This window comes from Blautia caecimuris, from assembly GCF_024622975.1.
GTDB lineage: Bacteria > Bacillota > Clostridia > Lachnospirales > Lachnospiraceae > Blautia_A > Blautia_A caecimuris.
In genome coordinates this window covers 1-19,993 of the sequence record NZ_JANJZT010000044.1, presented here as the reverse complement: position 1 = coordinate 19,993, position 19,993 = coordinate 1, and the positions used below count along the sequence as shown (strand labels likewise).

Annotated in this window: 22 protein-coding genes; all 22 read left to right on the top strand. The window is 43.8% G+C overall.

Features of this window, described 5'->3' with window-relative positions:
• The first annotated feature begins 81 nt into the window (after positions 1–81).
• Complete coding sequence (locus NSA57_RS17735) at positions 82–723, top strand: major tail protein (protein ID WP_257465637.1); 642 nt, start codon at positions 82–84, stop codon at positions 721–723.
• Positions 724–736: 13 nt separating this feature from the next.
• Positions 737–1,114, top strand: coding sequence for a hypothetical protein (locus NSA57_RS17730; RefSeq protein WP_021871171.1), 378 nt, complete (start codon positions 737–739; stop codon positions 1,112–1,114).
• On the top strand, positions 1,111–1,278 hold the full coding sequence (locus NSA57_RS17725; protein WP_015524526.1) for a hypothetical protein: 168 nt from the start codon (positions 1,111–1,113) through the stop codon (positions 1,276–1,278). The genes NSA57_RS17730 and NSA57_RS17725 overlap by 4 nt, the downstream gene beginning before the upstream one ends.
• 242 nt (positions 1,279–1,520) lie before the next feature.
• Positions 1,521–1,937, top strand: coding sequence for a YjdF family protein (locus tag NSA57_RS17720; RefSeq protein ID WP_021651669.1), 417 nt, complete (start codon positions 1,521–1,523; stop codon positions 1,935–1,937).
• Between the two features lie 47 nt (positions 1,938–1,984).
• Complete coding sequence (locus NSA57_RS17715; protein ID WP_257465636.1) at positions 1,985–2,317, top strand: DUF3784 domain-containing protein; 333 nt, start codon at positions 1,985–1,987, stop codon at positions 2,315–2,317.
• A 24-nt stretch (positions 2,318–2,341) separates the two neighbouring features.
• On the top strand, positions 2,342–2,974 hold the full coding sequence (locus NSA57_RS17710; RefSeq protein ID WP_257465635.1) for a GyrI-like domain-containing protein: 633 nt from the start codon (positions 2,342–2,344) through the stop codon (positions 2,972–2,974).
• A 133-nt stretch (positions 2,975–3,107) separates the two neighbouring features.
• Positions 3,108–5,126 (top strand): phage tail tape measure protein, encoded by a 2,019-nt coding sequence (locus tag NSA57_RS17705; RefSeq protein WP_330671381.1) that lies wholly within the window; start codon positions 3,108–3,110, stop codon positions 5,124–5,126.
• The gene (locus tag NSA57_RS20050; protein ID WP_330671382.1) at positions 5,024–5,944 is read left to right on the top strand and encodes a phage tail protein; all 921 of its coding nucleotides are present in this window, start codon (positions 5,024–5,026) and stop codon (positions 5,942–5,944) included. The genes NSA57_RS17705 and NSA57_RS20050 overlap by 103 nt, the downstream gene beginning before the upstream one ends.
• A gap of 1 nt (position 5,945) precedes the next feature.
• Positions 5,946–6,308: a hypothetical protein gene (locus tag NSA57_RS17700; RefSeq protein ID WP_257465634.1), complete on the top strand. Its 363-nt coding sequence runs from the start codon at positions 5,946–5,948 to the stop codon at positions 6,306–6,308.
• Positions 6,309–6,380: 72 nt separating this feature from the next.
• The gene (locus NSA57_RS17695) at positions 6,381–6,563 is read left to right on the top strand and encodes a DUF6440 family protein (RefSeq protein WP_118688626.1); all 183 of its coding nucleotides are present in this window, start codon (positions 6,381–6,383) and stop codon (positions 6,561–6,563) included.
• A gap of 25 nt (positions 6,564–6,588) precedes the next feature.
• Positions 6,589–7,926, top strand: coding sequence for a hypothetical protein (locus NSA57_RS17690; RefSeq protein WP_257465633.1), 1,338 nt, complete (start codon positions 6,589–6,591; stop codon positions 7,924–7,926).
• A gap of 34 nt (positions 7,927–7,960) precedes the next feature.
• A complete protein-coding gene (locus NSA57_RS17685; protein ID WP_118688628.1) occupies positions 7,961–8,323 on the top strand; it encodes a VOC family protein in 363 nt (120 codons plus the stop codon).
• An 82-nt stretch (positions 8,324–8,405) separates the two neighbouring features.
• Positions 8,406–10,397, top strand: a complete 1,992-nt coding sequence (locus tag NSA57_RS17680) for a hypothetical protein (protein ID WP_257465632.1) — start codon at positions 8,406–8,408, stop codon at positions 10,395–10,397.
• Positions 10,397–11,797 (top strand): hypothetical protein, encoded by a 1,401-nt coding sequence (locus NSA57_RS17675; protein ID WP_257465631.1) that lies wholly within the window; start codon positions 10,397–10,399, stop codon positions 11,795–11,797. Before NSA57_RS17680 ends, NSA57_RS17675 begins: the two co-directional genes overlap by 1 nt.
• Positions 11,798–11,889: 92 nt before the next feature.
• A complete protein-coding gene (locus tag NSA57_RS17670) occupies positions 11,890–12,333 on the top strand; it encodes a phage holin family protein (protein WP_226971855.1) in 444 nt (147 codons plus the stop codon).
• Positions 12,330–13,838, top strand: coding sequence for a glucosaminidase domain-containing protein (locus tag NSA57_RS17665; RefSeq protein ID WP_257465630.1), 1,509 nt, complete (start codon positions 12,330–12,332; stop codon positions 13,836–13,838). Before NSA57_RS17670 ends, NSA57_RS17665 begins: the two co-directional genes overlap by 4 nt.
• Positions 13,839–13,981: 143 nt before the next feature.
• Entirely contained in the window at positions 13,982–14,224 is a 243-nt protein-coding gene (locus NSA57_RS17660) for a DUF6870 family protein (RefSeq protein ID WP_257465629.1), read from the top strand.
• 132 nt (positions 14,225–14,356) lie between these two features.
• Complete coding sequence (locus NSA57_RS17655; protein WP_257465628.1) at positions 14,357–15,991, top strand: recombinase family protein; 1,635 nt, start codon at positions 14,357–14,359, stop codon at positions 15,989–15,991.
• Positions 15,992–16,001: 10 nt separating this feature from the next.
• A complete protein-coding gene (locus NSA57_RS17650) occupies positions 16,002–17,717 on the top strand; it encodes a recombinase family protein (RefSeq protein ID WP_257465627.1) in 1,716 nt (571 codons plus the stop codon).
• Entirely contained in the window at positions 17,710–19,329 is a 1,620-nt protein-coding gene (locus tag NSA57_RS17645; RefSeq protein WP_257465626.1) for a recombinase family protein, read from the top strand. Before NSA57_RS17650 ends, NSA57_RS17645 begins: the two co-directional genes overlap by 8 nt.
• A 115-nt stretch (positions 19,330–19,444) precedes the next feature.
• Positions 19,445–19,654, top strand: a complete 210-nt coding sequence (locus tag NSA57_RS17640; RefSeq protein WP_257465625.1) for a helix-turn-helix domain-containing protein — start codon at positions 19,445–19,447, stop codon at positions 19,652–19,654.
• Between the two features lie 21 nt (positions 19,655–19,675).
• Positions 19,676–19,930, top strand: coding sequence for a hypothetical protein (locus NSA57_RS17635; protein ID WP_257465624.1), 255 nt, complete (start codon positions 19,676–19,678; stop codon positions 19,928–19,930).
• Positions 19,931–19,993 lie beyond the last annotated feature (63 nt).

Genomic DNA, 19,993 nt, shown 5'->3' with positions numbered 1-19,993 from the left:
TGGCTTATTCACTGAGATATGAAAGGTTGAAAAACCTTGAATTTTCAATAGAAAACACTTGATTATATGAGGAGGAATATTATGTCTGATAAGAATAACAAGGTGAAGTATAACCTGAAAAATGCGCATTACGCTTTACTGACGGTCGGGGAGGACGGGGCGGTGTCCTATGCAGCGCCGGTGCCGCTTCCTGGCTCTGTATCACTGTCCCTGGATGCCAACGGGGAACCGGAGAATTTTTATGCGGATGGTATTGCGTACTATGTAATCAACAACAATATGGGCTATGACGGGGATCTGGAGCTTGCACTGATTCCAGAGAGTTTCAGGACGGATGTGCTGAGAGAAAAGCTGGATGCCAAGGGCGTTCTGATTGAGAATTCGGATGCAGAACTGGCACTGTTTGCCCTGCTTTTTGAGTTCGACGGGGATGTGCGCCATATCCGCCACGTGATGTATAACTGTTCGGCTTCACGTCCGAAGATTGAGGGCAAGACCAACGAGGAGAAGAAGGAAGTGCAGACGGAAACACTGACTATCAAGGCCACACCATTGTCGGATGGAAAGATAAAGGCAAAGACAGGGAATACTACGGATGCAACTGTTTATGCAGACTGGTACAAGGCGGTGTATCTGCCGGCTGCGGATCCGGCTTCCTTGCAGGCAGCTGATGGTGGAAAGTCTGTTGTGGATGCTACAGGAAATGGAAAAGCACTGAGCTGAGGGGGATTCGGATATGAGCATGATGAAGAAGATTGAGATTGACGGGAAGGCGGTTGCTTTTAAGGCATCTGCCGCCATTCCGCGTATTTACAGGATTAAATTTCAGAGGGATATCTACAAGGATTTATCTGTTCTGGAAAAGAGTATTGGGGACGGGGATCCGGAAAAGTCTTCCCTGGATCTGTTTTCCCTTGAGATGTTCGAGAACATTGCGTATGTGATGGCGAAGCATGCGGATCCGTCGATTCCGGATAATCCGGAGGAATGGCTGGATGAGTTTAATACATTCAGTATTTACCAGGTTCTGCCGAAGCTGATCGAGCTGTGGGGAATGAATATCAGGACGGATGTGGAGGCTAAAAAAAACTTCATGCAACAGACCGTGAAATGACAACTCCCCTGTTTCTTCTCCGGTGTGTGCAGCTGGGGATTTCCATCCGGGATCTGGATCTGCTGACTATCGGGATGGTGAACGATATGTTTGTGGAGAGCAGGAACGATGAGTATAAGGGATGGAGACAGGTTGCCACACAGGAGGATTTCGACAGGTTCTGATCTGATGAAATGTGGTGACAGGATGATTCAGAAAGGGTATAATGGGTTTATCAAATCAATATTTACTGAATTAAGTTAATCGTGCCATATGGCTTGATTATAAATACAAAGATAAAAACGCAATGTACATTAAAAATGTATTAGAGCTGGTAGGTAGCCCAGCCGTCCTATGTAAATAGGGTAAGTAACCTGCCCCTCCGGGTTGTCCATTCTTTGTTCATTTTATTTTAGGAGGGATTCTTATGGACAAAGTAAATGGAAAACTGACGGTATATTTTGAAGAACCATTTTGGGTAGGCGTATTTGAGCGTATTGAAGATGGTAAACTATCTGTGGCGAAGGCAACATTTGGTGCAGAACCAAAAGATTACGAAGTACAGGAATATATTCAAAAATACTATTTCAGTTTGAAATTCAGTCCGGCTGTTGAAACTATTGTAAAGGATATCAAAAGAAATCCGAAACGGATGCAGCGAGAAGCAAAAAAGCAGATGCTGGAAACCGGCATTGGTACAAAATCGCAGCAGGCATTGAAATTACAGCAGGAACAGAACAAACAGGAGCATAAAGAGAGAAGCCGCAAGAAAAAAGAGGCGGAAGAACAGCGAATGTTTGAATTGAAACAGCAAAAGAAAAGAGAAAAGCATAAGGGACATTAAAGTCCCTTGGGCTTTTCCTCAAATCGGAAGTTAAGGAGGGCATTTATATGAAATTAGCAGATTTAGCTACGGGTCCAGACTGGATAATATGGACTGTCTTTGTGGTATTTGCTGTACTTTCTATAATTTTACTTTCTGGGCACGGAAGTTGGTTTATTTCTGGATACAATATGGCTTCAAAAGAAGAAAAGGAAAAGTATGATGAAAAGAAGTTATGCAGAACAACGGGAATTGGAATGTCTATTATAGCAATTCTTATATTAATTATGGGTTTGTTTGAAAACTTTCTTTCTGCATTTTTTATATATATTGCAGTGGGAATCATTATGGTTGATGTCGTGGTGATTATCATTTTGGGAAACACGCTATGCAGAAAGTAACAACTTAAGTTTAAGGAGGTAGTTATGGCTTTTGATTTTAAGAAGGAATATAAAGAGTTTTATATGCCTAAAAATAAACCAGCGATTGTAACAGTCCCAAAAGCAAATTATATTGCAGTCAGAGGAAAGGGTAATCCAAACGAAGAAGGCGGGGCATATCAGCAGGCAATTAGTGTATTATATGCGGTTGCATATACTTTGAGAATGAGTTACAAGACAGATTATAAAATTGCAGGATTTTTTGAATATGTAGTTCCACCACTTGAAGGATTCTGGTGGCAGGAAAATATACATGGTGTAAATTATGCAGATAAAGATTCATTTAATTGGATTTCAGTTATCCGCCTGCCTGATTTTGTGAATCAAAAAGATTTTGAATGGGCTGTTGAAACAGCAGCTAAAAAGAAAAAAATAGACTGTTCATCGGCAGAGTTTTTGACTATTGATGAGGGATTGTGTGTTCAAATAATGCACTTGGGGGCATTTGATGATGAACCTGCAACTGTTGCACTTATGGATGCTTATTTGGAGCGGAATGGATATGTTAATGATATGAATATGGAAAGATTACATCATGAAATATATCTGTCTGATGCAAGAAAGGTTGCCCCAGAAAAATGGAAAACGGTCATTAGGCATCCTATAAAGAAATTGTAAACTTCCAGTTTTGTTGATAAAAAAATGAAGACGATAATGAAAGCATTTGTCAGGGATGGCAGGTGCTTTTTTTATGCCCGGAGTGATCCGGGTATTTTTGTGCCTTTTTTATGGGATTTAGGGGGTGAGCCGTATGGCAGGGAACAGAATTAAAGGGATCACTGTCGAGATTGGCGGCGATACCACGAAATTGCAGACTGCCCTGAAAGGGGTTAATACGGAAATTAGGAATACGCAGAGCCAGCTGAAAGATGTGGAGAAGCTTCTGAAGCTGGATCCGGGGAATACGGAGCTGATCGCGCAGAAGCACAGGCTGCTGGCACAGGCGGTTTCTGAAACAAGGGAAAAGTTGGAGACTTTGAAGACTGCACAGCAGCAGGCGGATGAGGCACTGCGGAACGGGACGATTTCCCAGGACCAGTATGATGCCCTGCAGAGGGAGATTGTTGAGACGGAGCAGAGACTGCGGAGTCTGGAAGAGCAGGCGAACCAGTCTGCGACTGCGCTGCAGAAGATCGGGGCAACCGGTGAGAAGCTGCAGACGGTTGGAAACAAGATTTCTTCCGTGGGACAGAAGCTACTTCCGGTGACGGGAGTGGTGACAGGGCTTGGAACGGCGGCGTTGAAAACTGCCGCTGATTTTGACTCTGCGATGAGCAGGGTGGCAGCTGTGTCCGGGGCAACGGGTTCTGATTTTGACAGCCTCCGGGATAAGGCCAGGGAAATGGGAGCAAAAACGAAGTTTTCTGCGACTGAGGCGGCGGATGCCATGAACTACATGGCTATGGCCGGATGGAAGACGGAGGATATGCTGTCTGGTATTGAAGGCGTTATGTATTTGGCTGCGGCATCCGGGGAAGACCTTGCAACGACTTCTGATATTGTGACGGATGCGCTGACAGCTTTTGGGCTGACTGCAGCGGACTCGGGACATTTTGCGGATGTGCTGGCGGCGGCTTCAAGTAATGCCAATACCAATGTGTCCATGATGGGCGAAACGTTCAAGTACTGTGCGCCGGTTGCGGGGGCACTGGGATTTTCAGTTGAGGATACGGCAGAAGCAATCGGGCTGATGGGGAATGCCGGTATCAAGGCTTCCCAGGCTGGTACTTCCATGCGTTCCATCATGACGAACCTGACCGGGGATGTGAAGCTGTCTGGTGTAGCGATCGGGGACGTGACCATTGCCACAACTAATGCGGATGGTTCCATGAGGAGCCTGTCTGCGATCCTGGCTGACTGCAGGGGAGCTTTTGCAGGAATGACGGAAGCTGAGAAGGCGAACAATGCGGAGGCTCTGGTTGGAAAGAATGCCATGTCAGGTTTCCTGGCATTGATGAATGCGGCACCGGAGGATATTGAAAAGGTGTCCGGGGCAGTGAATAACTGTAAGGATGCGGCAAAGAACATGGCGGATACCATGCAGGATAATCTGGAAGGACAGCTGACCATTTTGAAGTCACAGCTTCAGGAGCTGGCGATCTCTTTCGGGGATCTGCTGATGCCTGCGGTGCGGAGTATTGTTTCCGGACTGCAGGGGATGGTGGACGTGCTGAATGCCATGCCGGACGGGGTGAAACGTGTGATCATGATCGTTGCACTTCTGGCTGCGGCTCTGGGTCCTGTGCTGATCATCATAGGCAAGACCCTTTCGGCCATTGGAACGATCATGACATGGGCACCGAAGCTTGCCGGTGCGATCAGCGCAGTGAAGGGTGCTTTTGCGGCACTGAGTGCCACGATGATGGCAAATCCGATCGCCATTGTGATTGCTGCCATTGCAGCTTTAGTGGCGGCGTTTATTTATCTCTGGAATACAAATGAGGAGTTCCGGCAGTTCTGGATCAGGCTGTGGAATGAGATTAAGGAAGTCGCTGTCCAGGTATGGACGGCGGTTTCCCAGTTTCTGGTTTCTGCATGGAACGGGATCCGGAATACGGCGGTGGCTGTATGGAATGGCATCCGGGATTTCTTTTCCGGTCTGTGGGCTGGGATTAAGACACTGTTCACAACGGTTGTCACTGCAATTTCTACTTTCCTTGTGGGAGCGTGGAATGGTATCCGGCAACAGTTATGGCGGTGTGGAATGCGATTTCAGCATTTCTGGGTTCTGTCTGGAATGGTATTAAGTCTGTTATTACGAATGTGGTGAACGGGATCCGGACGTTTTTGCAGAGTGCATGGAACGGGATCCGCACAGTCATTACTACGGTGATGAATGCGATCCGGACGGTGATCTCTACGGTCTGGAATGGTATCCGCACAATTATTTCTACCGTGCTGAATGGAATCAGAGGTACTGTCAATTCCGTGTGGAATGGGATCAGGAATACGATTTCTTCTGTGGTAAACGGGATTAAGAATACGGTTTCCAGTGCTTTTAATGCCATGTGGTCCGGAATCCGGAGTACGATTTCCGGAATTTATAATACGATCCGGGACGGACTGGGAAATGCGGTGAATTATATTACAGGTCTTGCATCTGCCGGATGGCGGTGGGGTGCGGATATCATCAATGGCATTGTAAATGGTATCCGGAGCTGTATTGGTGCAGTTGCCAATGCGGTGACGGATGTGGCAAATACTATTCGTTCCCATCTGCATTTCTCTGTGCCGGATGAAGGGCCTCTGACGGATTTTGAGAGCTGGATGCCTGACTTTATGAATGGTCTGGCCGAGGGCATTGAGAAGAGCAGGGGAATGGTGAAGGCGGCTGTGAACAGTGTAGCTGCGGATATGGTGGTTTCGCCGCAGATGGCTGTGACAGACGGCGGGGTGATGATTGGCGCAGGAGTGTCTGGTAGTGCGGATCTGACAGCCGGTATTGTGGCGGCGCTGAAGGATGTGCTGGGTGATCAGAAAGGACAGCAGGGGGATCTGGTGATTCCGGTTTATCTGGGGAACCAGCTGCTGGATGAGGTGATCGTGACGGCACAGCAGAGAATGAGTCTGAGGAGCGGAGGTAGATAGGATGGCTTTTTTTCAGTATCTTGTGTTTGACGGGGAGAACCTGCCGCTTCTGGATTCTTATGAGGTGGAGCTGGAGGATGTGGAAGCGGATTCCGGCGGTGAGACGGAGGCAGGGACGACACAGAGGGATGTGGTGAGACATGGTGTTGCACGGATCCCGGTGTCGTTTTCTGTTACGGCGAAGTGGTTGAAGAAGCTGGCAGGGTATGCGAAACTGGATAAGATCAGCGTGCAGTATTTTGATGTGGAGACAGCGGAGCTGAAACTGACAGAGATGTATGTGACGGGGTATAAAGCGAAGCTGAAAAAGGATACCAGTTATAAGGGGCTTTGGACGGTTAGTTTTACGTTGAAGGAGATGTAAAGATATGAGGTGACTGAGGAGAGTGAAGCTGTTATAATGAAGTCATGAAAACGAAATCAGGAGGATATTTTGATGGGGAAAAATGACAGATTTGAAAGAATTTATTCACAGGGAACCATGAATGTTACGGAAATCTGGGTCGACAGGGAAACTGGGGTAAACTATGTGTTTCATGCGGCTGCGAATGCAGGAGGAATGACTCCGCTGCTTGACAGAGAGGGCAAACCGGTGGTTTCTCCGATAATGAATAGATAATTCAGAATCTATGGAGATGGGTTATATGAAAAACATATGCGAATTAAAACATTTTGCAAATTTTAAAGCAAGCGGATTGTCACTTCTGACAGAAAATTTGCACACATTTCTTAATTGCAAGGTGTTGATGCAGTTGACACCTGTGAAAAATTTTGAAAAATATTTCGGCTTAGATATACATACCAATATCAATAGAAATTGCTACAAGATATCTGAAAAAAAGATAGCATTAATAATTAAGATTTTTGGAAAAGAACATGGAAGTATTGATGCAGTCGTTCCAATAGTATTATTCGGAGAAAATATTACAAGCATTGAAAATTCATTATTTGAAATTTTATCAAATCTTTTATCAAAAAGAATGACAGAATGCAAGAATAATTCATTTTATGGAGGACTTAGATTTTTTGGAGATGATTTTATAAGAGAAGCTATTTCAAAATGTTTAGCACCAAAGCAATATGATTTTTCAAGGATAATGTTTTTGGTTGAATTATTTGAAAAACTAGCTTCGATGACTTTTGAAGGCGATTATTTTACAACGGGCCTTATTTTATCTAAATCGTTATACGAATATGGTGAAAAAAACGGAAAAGATAGAAAAGGGAAATTGAGAAAAATAAATAAGCATTATGACATAGTTAGAAAACCATCAATAGAAAAAAGGTTTTGGTATCTCATTGATGGATTTAGTTCTTTTTATTTAATGGATCAGACATTTGTGATTAAACAAACTTTTACAAGAAACGAAAAAAAATCTAAGTTAACAGACTATTTTGATTCCTATTTTCTTGACAATACACTAATGGGTGGAGATATCGCCTTTAGAGTTATTGGGCCAAATGAAGTCTCGATTATTACTAAAAAAGGATACGAGTTTATAAAAATTGAGAGCAAATGGAGAATTAGAAATTTTTCATGGTTAAATACTTATTTGGAAAGTAACATAAAGTTAGATATCGAGATAACAAGAGCTGTAATATACTATGTGACATTATGTTCGCAAAGACATTGTAGCTCTATCATATGGATCCCGAAGAATGAAACGGAGAGTGAAATAGATAAAGTTATTTCAGCGAAAAACAAAATATGGAAAGACGATTTGAATTTAGTAGATGAAATGAATAAATCTATAATTCAAAGGATTATGTCAAGTGATGGAGTTACTATTATCAGTAAAGAAGGTAAAATAATCTATTGCGGAGCTATAGTAAAACTTGATGTAAAAAAAGAAGGTGGATTGATGGGAACAGGAGAAAATGCAGCAAAAATATTAGGGCAAAACGGAGTGGCATTTAAAATATCTCAGGATGGAAATATAAAAATTTTTACGAATTCATTAACTGATCCCACTATTTATTAATGCTGATAAACATTTCAGTTTGTAGGTGAGAAAAATGAGATTAAAAAATATTCTGATTGTAGTGAAAGATATTGAAAAATCAAAGCAGTTTTATCATGATTTGTTTGGTCTTGAGTTGGTGCTTGATAATGATGGAAATATGATCCTGACTGAAGGGCTTGTGCTTCAGGATGAAAAGATATGGAAGGATTTTTTGGGAAAGGAGATTATCCCGCAGAATAATTCCTGTGAACTGTATTTTGAAGAACGCAATATAGAGGCATTTGTGGAAAAGCTGGAGAAACTGTATCCGTCAGTAAATTATGCCAATAGGCTTATGACGCACAGCTGGGGACAGAAGGTAGTCCGCTTTTATGATCCGGATGGAAATCTGATTGAGGTGGGAACGCCTGCGTAGTGTGTGTTTATGATTAAAAATGTGAAAGCATCGGTCACTGAAATGGCTGGTGCTTTTTTCGTGGGGAAATGGAGGTGGCGGGATGTATCCTGTGTCGGATGCTTTTCTGAGGGCTGTCAGGAGTAATACAAGGAAATATTTCTGGACGGGTACGATCGTTACCAAGGGCGGAATGACGTATGAGTTCGGGGCGAAGGAGATCGTGAAGGGTTCCGGGTATATTTCCAGGCAGTGCTGCGGAAGTACGGAGATTGAACTGGGGACGGTGTATGCGGCGGAGATGGGGATCACGCTTCTGAGTGATATTGACAGGTACACGCTGGAGGATGCTCAGGTGACGCTGGTGTTTCATCTGGTGCTGGCGGATGGTTCTGTGGAAGATGTGCCGATGGGAGTTTTTGAGGTCAGTGAGGCAAACCGGCTGGCAAAGTGCCTGGAACTGAAAGCCTATGATTTTATGCTGCGGTTTGATAAGAGTTTCAACGGGTTTGAGACTGTGGGGATTGCTTATGATTTTATTGCTCTGTGCTGTAAGAGATGCAAGGTGGAGTTTGCGAATAAGAGGGCGGAGATTGATGCCATGCCGAATGGCGGGGTGACGCTTTCTGTTTATACTGAAAATGATATTGAGACCTGCCGGGATGTGCTGTTTTATGTGGCACAGGTTCTGGGAGGTTTCTTTATTATCAATAGGGAGGGGAAGCTGGAACTGAGAAAGTACGGGAAGGATCCTGTGATGAAGGTGGAGCAGAGACACCGGTTTTCTTCCAGCTTTTCGGATTTTATTACCAGGTACACGGCAGTGAGTTCTACGAATAAGCAGACGCAGATTGCGGAGTATTATGCCCTGGATCCGGATAACGGGCTGACCATGAACCTGGGAGTGAACCCGCTTCTGCAGTTTGGTCTGGAAGAGACCAGGGAGATGCTGTGCAGGAATATCCTGGCAGATCTGTCCGTGATCCGGTATGTACCGTTTGATTCGGATACCATCGGGAACCCTGCCCTGGATCCGGGGGATGTGCTGACGTTTGCGGGAGGACAGGCAGATGAGGGACAGATCACCTGTGTCACTTCCATCAGGCAGAAGATCGGGGGAAAGCAGAGCCTGAAATGTGTGGGGAAGAACCCGAGGCTGGCTCAGGCAAAGTCAAGGAATGACAAGAATATTTCGGGGCTGCTGAACCAGATTGAGGATAATGCGAAGACGGGGAAGATCGGGATCCATACGTTTACCAATGCTTCCGGGCATGAGATCGGGCAGACCAGGGTGAAGCTGGTCAGTATCCAGTTTGCTTCTTCTGAGGAAAACCATATGCAGTTTTTTGCACAGGTTGTTGTGGATGTGGCTGCGGATCCTGTGGAACAGTCTGCGGAGGCTTCCGGGACTGTGGTGATTCCCTTTCCGGGCGGAAGCGGCAGTGGAACTGGAAGTGGAAGTGGTACGGGTGGTTCTGATGGAACCGGGGAGACATCGGATGCAGGAAGTTCTGAAAATGATGTGGCTGGAAATACTTCCGGGAATGAGAATACAGGAAGTACGGATGATGTCTCTGGTGGATCAGATTCCGGATCTGGATCAGGGAATGGTTCGGAGGTTTCTGTGGATGTGAGCCTGCCGGTGAAGTGGCAGGAGGACGGACAGGCGGTCTGCCATGTGGTCTTTGAATTTAACAATGAGGAGATTGTGGAGCATTGTCCGGTGGAGACCTGGCATTCCGGGAAACATATTTTGTCGCTGTATTATCCTATTGAGAAGATCGTTGCCAATTATACGAATACGTTCAATATGTATCTCTGGATGGAGAATGGCAGTGGGACGGTTGATGTGGGAGACTGCATTGCTTCTGTCAGCGGACAGGCAATGGCGGCTGGGGAAGCCTGGGACGGAAAGCTTGAGGTGGAAGATTATACCACGAGATTTGCCATTGGCGGAGGACTGGATGTGAATGGTTTCCGGGAATCGCTGTCCATGCAGATGAAGGAGACAGTGAACAGAGGATTTGAAGTGTATTTTGCTGAGAGAGCGGGAATCAGCGGTTTCTGCAGGCCGGTAGAAATGGAGGGTGTGTGATGAAGTTGAAAGGTGAAATGGTCATTGAACTGACCGATACGAATACGGGTGCGGTGGAGACAGTTCAGGAGACGAACATGATCACGGAGGCAGTGAATAATATTCTGGGGCTGAATCCCATGGGGATTTATCTGAAAGCCAGCGGGGAGTATGACAATTCTGTTTTGTGGAACGGGACGCTGCTTCCCATCTGCCCGAACATGATCGGCGGGATCCTGCTGTTTCCGGCAGTGCTGGAAGAAAAGGCGGAACATATTTACGAGCAGGGGAAGAACCTGCCGGTGGCTTATGCTTCCAACAATGTAAATTCTGGTTCTGATGTAGCGAGAGGAAGCCTGAATCAGACGGAGAGCAAGAAGCTGGATAATGGATATAAGTTTGTGTGGGAGTTTACTCCCAGCCAGGGGAATGGAAATATTGCAGCGGTGGCACTGACCAGTGCCCTGGGCGGGCAGAATGCTTTTGGCAGTGCGGCAGGGGATGCCAGCACATTTCTGCTTCTGAAAAAGGTGGATATCGGGGATATCCCGAAGACAAAGCAGATGACACTGTTTGAGGCAGTGGAGCTGGATTTTGAAAAGAACCTGCTGTATTCCATCACCTTTGGGACTTCCAGTGTGACCATTACGAAGATCCGGATCCCGGTGTTTAACATTGGGCTGAATGAGAAGCTGGACGATACCACTTATACCGTACTGGAAGAGCAGACACTGACAACGGAAAGTTTTACGTTCCTGGGGGATTATACAAAGTATGGGGAATTTATGGACGGGCATGACGGATACTGGTATGGATTTTCCAATGAGCCGAATTCTTCCGGGGATGCGAAGATGGTGTGGATCCGGATCTCCAAAAAGGATTATTCCTTTACGGAGGGAAGCTGGACACTGTCCAAGGCGAAGCTGTCGGAAGTGGGCACAAGGGCAAAGGATGGTTCCTATCCGGAGCGGAATGTAAAATGCTGTGTGAGGAAGGGGTATCTGTATGTGCCTTCTTATGACAAAAAAGGAGTTTATAAGATCAATACTGCCAATTCAGCGGATGTGACGCTGATCCCGCTTGGCTTTACTTCCAAGCTGAAATCTCTTGGGGAGGCCGGCTCCTGTGAGGTGTATATGACACTTCTTGGGGACATGATCGTGGCAGGGGATTTCCAGATCACGGCGGATGACAGGGTGATTAAGACACAGGGGAGTGCAAGGTTTGAAGCTATGGCAACGCCTTTGTTCCAGTATAAGAACTTTGTGTTTATGTGGGGCGGCAGTTACGGGAAGGAGCATAGGTGTGCTTACCTTCTGACGCCTTATCTGGCAAGTATTAATAATCTTTCATCAGCGGTGGTGAAGAATACGGACAAGACGATGAAGATCACGTATACGCTGACGGAGGAAACAATGTAGGTCTTTCTGCCGCAGGGCATGAAGATAGAAAACTTATTTACGGCAGTTCTCAGAAATGGGGGCTGCTTTTTTCATGGGAGGAGGATTCTGGCATGAAGGAATTTTGGAACTTTATTCAGATGGTTTTTATGGCTGTAGGCGGATGGCTGGGCTGGTTTATGGGAGGCTGTGACGGACTTCTGTATGCCCTGATCGCTTTTGTGGTGATCGATTACCTGACCGGGGTGATGTGTGCTTTTGCGGACCATACGCTTTCCAGTGAGGTGGGATTCCGGGGGATCTGCAGGAAAGTGCTGATTTTTCTGCTGGTGGGAATGGCAAACATTCTGGATGTGGCTGTGATCGGGAACGGATCCGTGCTGAGGACAGCGGTGATCTTTTTCTATATTTCCAATGAGGGCGTGAGCCTGTTGGAGAATGCAGGGCATCTGGGGCTGCCGATCCCGCAGAAGATGAAGGATGTGCTGGAACAGCTGCATGACAAAAGTGAGGGAGACTCGGATGATGTATCAGAGGATGAGGAAGAAGGTGAATGATTATGGGATACAGTAATAGTTCTTTGGTGGCGTATACGTTGCTCAGTCCGAACCATTCCGGACTGAGAACGGAGCGGATTGACAGAATATCACCGCACTGTGTAGTAGGTCAGTGTACAGCAGAAGGTCTGGGGGACTGGTTTCATAAATCTTCTACCAAGGCTTCTTCGAATTATGGAATTGATAAGAATGGCCGGATCGGATTGTATGTGGAAGAGAAGAATCGCTCCTGGTGTACGTCCAGTAATGCGAATGATCAGAGGGCAGTGACGATTGAGTGTGCTTCTGACAAGGCGGAACCGTATGTTATGCATCAGGTGGTTTATGAGCGTCTGGTCGATCTGTGTGAGGATATCTGCAGAAGAAATGGAAAGAAAAAACTACTCTGGTTTGGTGATAAAAATAAGTCTCTGAATTATCAGCCGAAGGCGGATGAAATGCTCATTACCGTACACCGGTGGTTTGCGAATAAGAGCTGTCCTGGAGACTGGCTTTATGCGAGACTGGGAGATCTGGCTGCGAAGGTTACTTCAAGACTTAGCAGCGGAAATGTGGAAGTGATTCCATCAGGGATGCAGGCAGGGGAATTTCAGGGGCTGACAGAAGAACAGGTGCTTGCAAAGGTTGGCCCTCTGTTTACCGCAGATCAGAAAAAATCAGGGATTCTTGCTTCAGTGTCTATGGCTCAGTTTATTCTGGAGAGCGGTTATGGAAAGAGTGAGCTTGCATTGGGAGCCAATAACTGTTTTGGAATGAAGAAGTCACTTTCCGGTAATACCTGGAGTGGTTCGGTCTGGGATGGTGTAAGCATTTATAAAAAGAAGACACAGGAGCAGAAGGCAGATGGAAGCTATGTGACAGTCACAGCGGAATTCAGAAAATATGCGAATGTAGAGGATTCCATTGCGGATCACAGTGCTTATCTGCTCGGCGCTAAGAATGGAGAGAAGTTCCGATATGACGGGCTGAAAGGATGCTCAGATTATAAGAAAGCAGTGCAGATCATTAAGGACGGTGGTTATGCTACCAGTCTTACTTATGTGGAAAAGCTCAGCAGTATTATAGAGAAATGGAAACTGACGCAGTACGATGTGACCGGTGAGACTTCGGATGTGATCAAGTATTACAGAGTAAGGAAGAACTGGGGAGATGCGGCTTCACAGCTTGGTGCGTATTTCATATTTGATAATGCGAAGGCGATGGCTGACAAGCATCCGGGCTATAAAGTTTATGACTGGAATGGAAAGCAGATATATCCGGCAGTAATGTCGGGGGCGGCAGGCGGAATGAGCAGTACGGACTGTCCATTTACAGTGAAGGTTAGTGTTCCGGATCTGAATATCAGGAAAGGCGCGGGAACGGATACAGCGAAGACCGGGAAGTTTACCGGAGTTGGCGTGTTTACTATTGTAGAAGTGAAAAATGGTAAGGGTGCTGCGAAAGGATGGGGAAAACTGAAGTCCGGGGCTGGATGGATTAGTTTGGATTTTGCTTCCAGAGTATAACTGAATAACGAATCGTTATTGAACCTACGGGTATCTGATTAATTTCGGGTATCTGTAGGTTTTTTTTGTTTGAAGTTAAAATTTGATTATTTTTCTTTGCCTGTGACTTGGGAAGAAGTCTTCTCAGGAAGGATGGAATTGCCATGATGACAGTTGAAGAAATGAAGGCAGTAGATATTAGAACCGTAGATAGAGATACGCTTGTTGATATCAAGAATGTGAAAATAGACAGATCATTACCACTTGAAGAGAGAGTGAGAAGCTTTGTGGAGCAGATAAAGAATCCATACTGCTTCAGATGTGGTGATGCTGTTGTAAAAACTTCTTTTTTGGATACGGATGTGACTTTGGAAGATTGTGTGGAGAGTTATCTGAGAAATCTGTGATTCTGCCATATTTCAGATGTCATGGAAGTATCGGTGCTCAGTGTGTTAAGATGAACTTGGTCAAATCTATAGGCACTATGTGCTGAGAAGCCTTGCTTCTTGCTGAGCATTTCAGGAAGGAGATTTAAGGTTATGAGTAGTAAAATTTACAACGCTTGTATTTATGCAAGACTGTCACGTGATGATGGTGATAAGCTTGAAAGTGACAGTATCACTAATCAGAAAGCCCTGATCAGGGACTTTTTATCAAATCATCCGGAGATTCATGTGGTTTCAGAGAAAACCGATGACGGATATTCCGGTGTCAACTTTGACAGACCAGCATTCCAGGAGATGATGGATGAAATCCGTTCTGGAAAAGTGAACTGCGTGGTGGTCAAAGACCTTTCCCGTTTTGGAAGAAATTATATTGAGGCTGGTAACTACATTGAGAGGGTATTTCCTTTTATGGGAGTGCGTTTTATTGCAATCAATGACAGTTATGACAGCCTGGATAAGAACCAGTCAGATTCTCTTATTATTCCATTTAAGAATCTGATTAACGATGCCTACTGTAAGGATATTTCTGTAAAAATCAGATCTCAGCTAGAGATTAAAAGGAAAAAGGGACAGTTTATTGGCGCTTTTGCTGTGTATGGATATTTGAAGGATGAAGAGGATCACAATAAGTTGGTTGTCGATACTTTTGCATCTGAGGTAGTTAGAGCAATCTTTAAGTGGAAGCTTGAGGGAATGAGCCAGGGACGTATAGCGGATAAGCTGAATAGGCAGGGCGTTCTGTGTCCTATGGAATATAAGATTTCTCTTGGCATGAAGGTGCAGACGAATTTCAGAGTGCATAAGAAGGCTATGTGGTCACCGGTGTCGGTTACAAGAATTCTGACCAATGAAATTTATACCGGTGTTCTTATTCAGGGTAAGAGCGGTACACCAAACTATAAAGTGAAAAAGGTTATGCCTAAGGATGAAGAGGAATGGATTCGTGTGGAAGATTCACATCCGGCTATTGTTACAAAAGGAAATTTTGAAACAGTGCAGAGAATCATGCAGAAGGATATCCGCATTGCTCCTGCAGAGGAAATAGTCTATCCATTCTCCGGATATCTAAAATGTGCTGACTGTGGACAGAACATGGTTCGCAAGCATTATGTGGCAGGGAATAAGGAATATACTTATTTTATCTGTTCTACACGTAAGGCAAAAAAGGGCTGCAGCACACATAGCATTGATGAAGATACTTTGATGGCCAGTGTGCTGAATGCTATTAAAAATCATATAGATATGATTTTGGAGGCAGAGCAGCTGCTTGAACTGGTGAAGTCTTTGCCTGAGAATCAGCAGAATGTTTTTAACTATGATGCTCAGATCGTGAAGTTGAAAGAAGAGATTGAGCGTAACAAGACCTTCAAAATGAAACTGTATGAGAACCTGCAGGAAGGTATGATTGGACAGGATGAATATTTCCTGTTTAAGAAAAGCTATGCGATGAAAATACAGGAAGCGGAACAGGCTATTGCTGCCATTGAAGCGGAACGTGAGCAGATGGTAAATAATAACAGAGAGCAGCTGTCATGGATGGAAGTGTTTAAGCAGCACCAGAATATTACAGAAGTGACAAGAAATGTTATTGTGGATCTGATAGACCATATTGAGATTCTGGAAGGCAAGAGTATTCACGTAGTGTTCAGATATCACGATAACTGGGATAAGCTGATAGTAGCTGTTTCCAATATTCCTGACGGTATTAAATCACAGATGGCGGTGTAGGAGGTGCGACATGGCAAGAAAAAGCAGAAAGAATACTGGTGCCGTAATTGAAACGCCGGTACAGACAAGCAATTATTTTTCCACGGCAATATATGTCCGCTTATCTATTGAGAATAGCGGTAAGGATGATGATGGCGATTCCATTGCCAATCAGATTAGCTTTTGTAAAGCATATCTGACAGAGCATGCAGATCTGAAACTTTACGGAATCTATGAGGATAATGGTGAAAAAGGTACCAACTTTGACCGTCCTGAGTTCAAGAGAATGATGGATGATATCAGAAGCGGTAAAGTGAAATGTGTTCTTGTAAAAGACTTAAGCCGCTTTGGCAGAGATTATATTGAAACTGGTGAGTATCTGGAAAAGATTTTTCCATTTATGGGTATCAGATTTATTTCCATTACAGATGGATATGACAGTCTGACCTGTGATGATGCCGAAGGTGCACTGATGATACCACTCAAAAATATGATTAATGATGTGTATGCAAAGGATATTTCCAGAAAGATTATCACATCATTCAGGGCAAGACAGGAGAAGGGGGAGTTCCTTCCGGCATTTGCTCCTTATGGGTATGTGAAATCAAAGCAAGTGGCATACAGATATGAAGTGGATCAGGAAACTGCTCCATATGTAAGAATGATTTTTGAATGGAAGGCGGAGGGTGTTTCGCATAATGAAATCTGCAAGAGACTTAATGCTATGGGAGCGGTAACACCTGCCAGACGTAAGGTTGACCTTGGTATCTGGAGAGCAGAGAGATATAAAAATACGGTATGGTTTGGACGTACTATCATTGATATTTTGAAAAATCCTACCTACACCGGTTGTATTGTTTATGGCAGGATCCCTAAGTCACTGTACGAAGGAATCAAAATGCATCGCACACCGGAAGAGGAATGGAGATATGTACCTAATGCTCATGAGCCGATTATCAGTCAGGAATTATTTGACAAGGTTCAGAAGATGTTTGCTGACAGAGCAAAGAAGTTTCAGAAAAAAATGAATGAGAATGCTCCGCTTAGAGAACTTGTTACAAATCATTTTAAAGGAAAGATTTATTGTGGTGATTGCGGCAAGAGAATGAGATTTGTAAAGCCTACGGATAAAAGATATCCGATAGACCAGAATCATGCAGTTTATGTTTGTGGTGGTTATCTGGACAGTGGTTACAGCAGATGCTCCAGACATTCCATAAGATATCCGCTTGTGGCAGAAGCAGTATTGGCGGCAATTAAGGTTCAGTTAGAGTTTGCCTTGAAACAGGAGCAGCTTATCAGGCAGATGCGTGGATCTGAGAAAGAAAAGAATCTGATTGATAAATACGTTGGTCGGATAAATTATCTGTCACAGGAATTGAAAAAGCTTAATGGTAGGAGAGAGGCATTGTTTGAGAGTTTTGCAGAGGGTATTCTTGATGAAACGGAATACCAGTTTGCAAAAAAGAAATATGATGATGAAGCTGCTGGGATTGAAAAGAAACTTACTGATGAGAAGGCAAAGAAAGCACAACTCGACGATGTTTTGTCGTTGAGTAACGAATGGTTTACAGCAATTCATAAGGCAGAGAATATTACGGAGATTGATTCTGAGTTGGTGAAACACCTGGTCAGTTCCGTAAAGATATTTGAGGATAATCGTGTAGAGGTGGAACTGAACTTCAAAGACCAGAGATATATTTTCAATCTGATAATTGCTGAAATGGCAGGTGAAGAACATGAGTAAGTGGGTCATTGGTAAATATATTCGTCTGTCACAGGCTGATCAGGATCTGATGAAAAAAGAGAATAAATCTGAGAGTGAGAGTATATCTCATCAGAAGGCACTGATTCAGAATTTCATTAATGATAGTGTAGAACTTAAGGATTCAATGCAGTATGAGTTTTTTGATGATGGTTATTCTGGCACTAATTTTAAGAGGCCTTCCTTTGAGCGACTGCTGGAGAAAATAAAAAAAGGTGAGATTAACTGTGTTATTGTAAAGGACTTCTCACGATTTGGCAGAGATTATATCGAACTGGGTGATTATCTGGAAAGAATCTTTCCTTTTATGGGTGTGAGGTTTATTTCCATCAATGACCATTATGACAGTGCTGATTATAAAGGAACTACAGGCGGACTTGATGTGGTCATGAAGAATATTGTCTATGATTACTACAGCAAGGACTTGTCTGTGAAAGTTAAGACTGCAAAGTACCAGAAGATGAAGCAGGGAAAATATCTTGGTGGACATGTGCCTTATGGCCTGATGAAGGACTCGAAGGACAAGCATAAGCTGATTATTGATCCAGAGGCTGCAGCAGTTGTCAGAGAGATATTTGATATGGCTATTGCCAAGATGCGTCTGATTGATATGGCAAGGACACTGAATGAATGTGGTGTTGAAACTCCGGGGCAATATTACAGACGTAAGCATCCAGGTACAAAGAAGTTTATTAATTCTTCTGATAAAGCTTGCTGGACACATGCCAATCTCCGAACGATATTGAAGCAGGAAATGTATTATGGCGCTATTGTAGGTCATAAAAGGCAAGGAATTGGTGTTGGATGCAAGCATACTGCATCAGTACCGAAAGAAGAGCAGTTTATCGTGGAAGGTAGGCATGAGGGAATAATTACTAAAGAGGAGTTTTTGAAAGCACAGGAAATCTTTTGTGAGATTGGTGAAACGAAGAATGTTATTCCAAAGACATATCCTCTTTACAGGAAAGTTAAGTGCGGTATCTGTGGAAGGGCAATGAGTTATAAGACATATTTTCGTAATGGAGTTACATACAGATATTTTACCTGTCAACATGCAAAAGAGCAGCCAGGCGAAGATGGATGCTGCAAGCGGTATGTTATAGAAGATAGTCTGAATGAAATAGTATGGTCTGTGGTAAGGCAGCTGCTTGATATGACAGATGTCTTTAAGCAGAAACTGGACAAGCAGAATAATGTCAGCAGACAGGACAATCTGATTCTGGCTGAAAAACTTGCCAGGTTGCAGCAGGAAAAGGAAAAATGCGAATCAGACAGATTTGTAAATGTGGATCAGTTTATGGCGGGGCAGCTGGATAAGGAAGTGTACCAGAGAAGAAGAGCAGACCTTGGAAGGCTTGCGGAAAAGCTTGATGCTGATATTGCAGAAGTGGATCAGAAGCTTAAGACAGCAGAAACTGTGAAGGATGACAGCTTATCACAAGCTCTTGGTGTGATGAAGAAGTATTCCGGAGTGGATGAACTGACACAGGCAATGGTGCAGGAACTGATTGAGAAGGTTGTTGTTACGGATCCAGAGCATGTGGAGATTGTTTGGAAGTTTAGGGATGAAGTAAGAAAGTTCATAGGGATTTAAGACAGGAGTCAGTTGGATGATGAGTCTGATTGGCTTCTTTTTTGATTGAGAAGAGAGGAATTGTATGATACAATAAGTTATCTATTTTGTGAAACTTGATATTTGAGGATTTATTATGGTTAAGAACAATATTGAAGTTGATGTAAAAGTAAAATGTATAGAGAATGGAACAACCCAGGCACAGATTGCTGAGGATATTCAGACTACAAAGTCATATGTGAACCGTGTAATCAAGAAACCAAATGGTGTGGTGAATAATACTTTTGTGCAGATGATGGAGGCACTAGGGTATGATATAGAATTGACGTATGTGAAGAGAAAATAATTTGTACGAGGTGATAGTTATATGCTTGTTTTTCAAACAAGACCTGTTTTGTTAGATTATGGCATTGCAGAAAAGTTTATAAGTAAGCAATTACGAGAGTATACGAAAATTAAAAACGGCGAAATAAAAGATACAGAAGAAGCAATAGGCGTATTATCAGAGGTTATTAATGGAATTCAAGAGAAGCTTACCAATAGGATTTTGCAAGAGAATACCTACGATAGTTTACTGAAACTATTATGGATATTTGATGAGATTCATTCTAGTATAGAATAAATTAAATTTATGCTATATATTTTTGAGATGATGTATGGTAAAATAGTGTTATCAAAGAAAGGA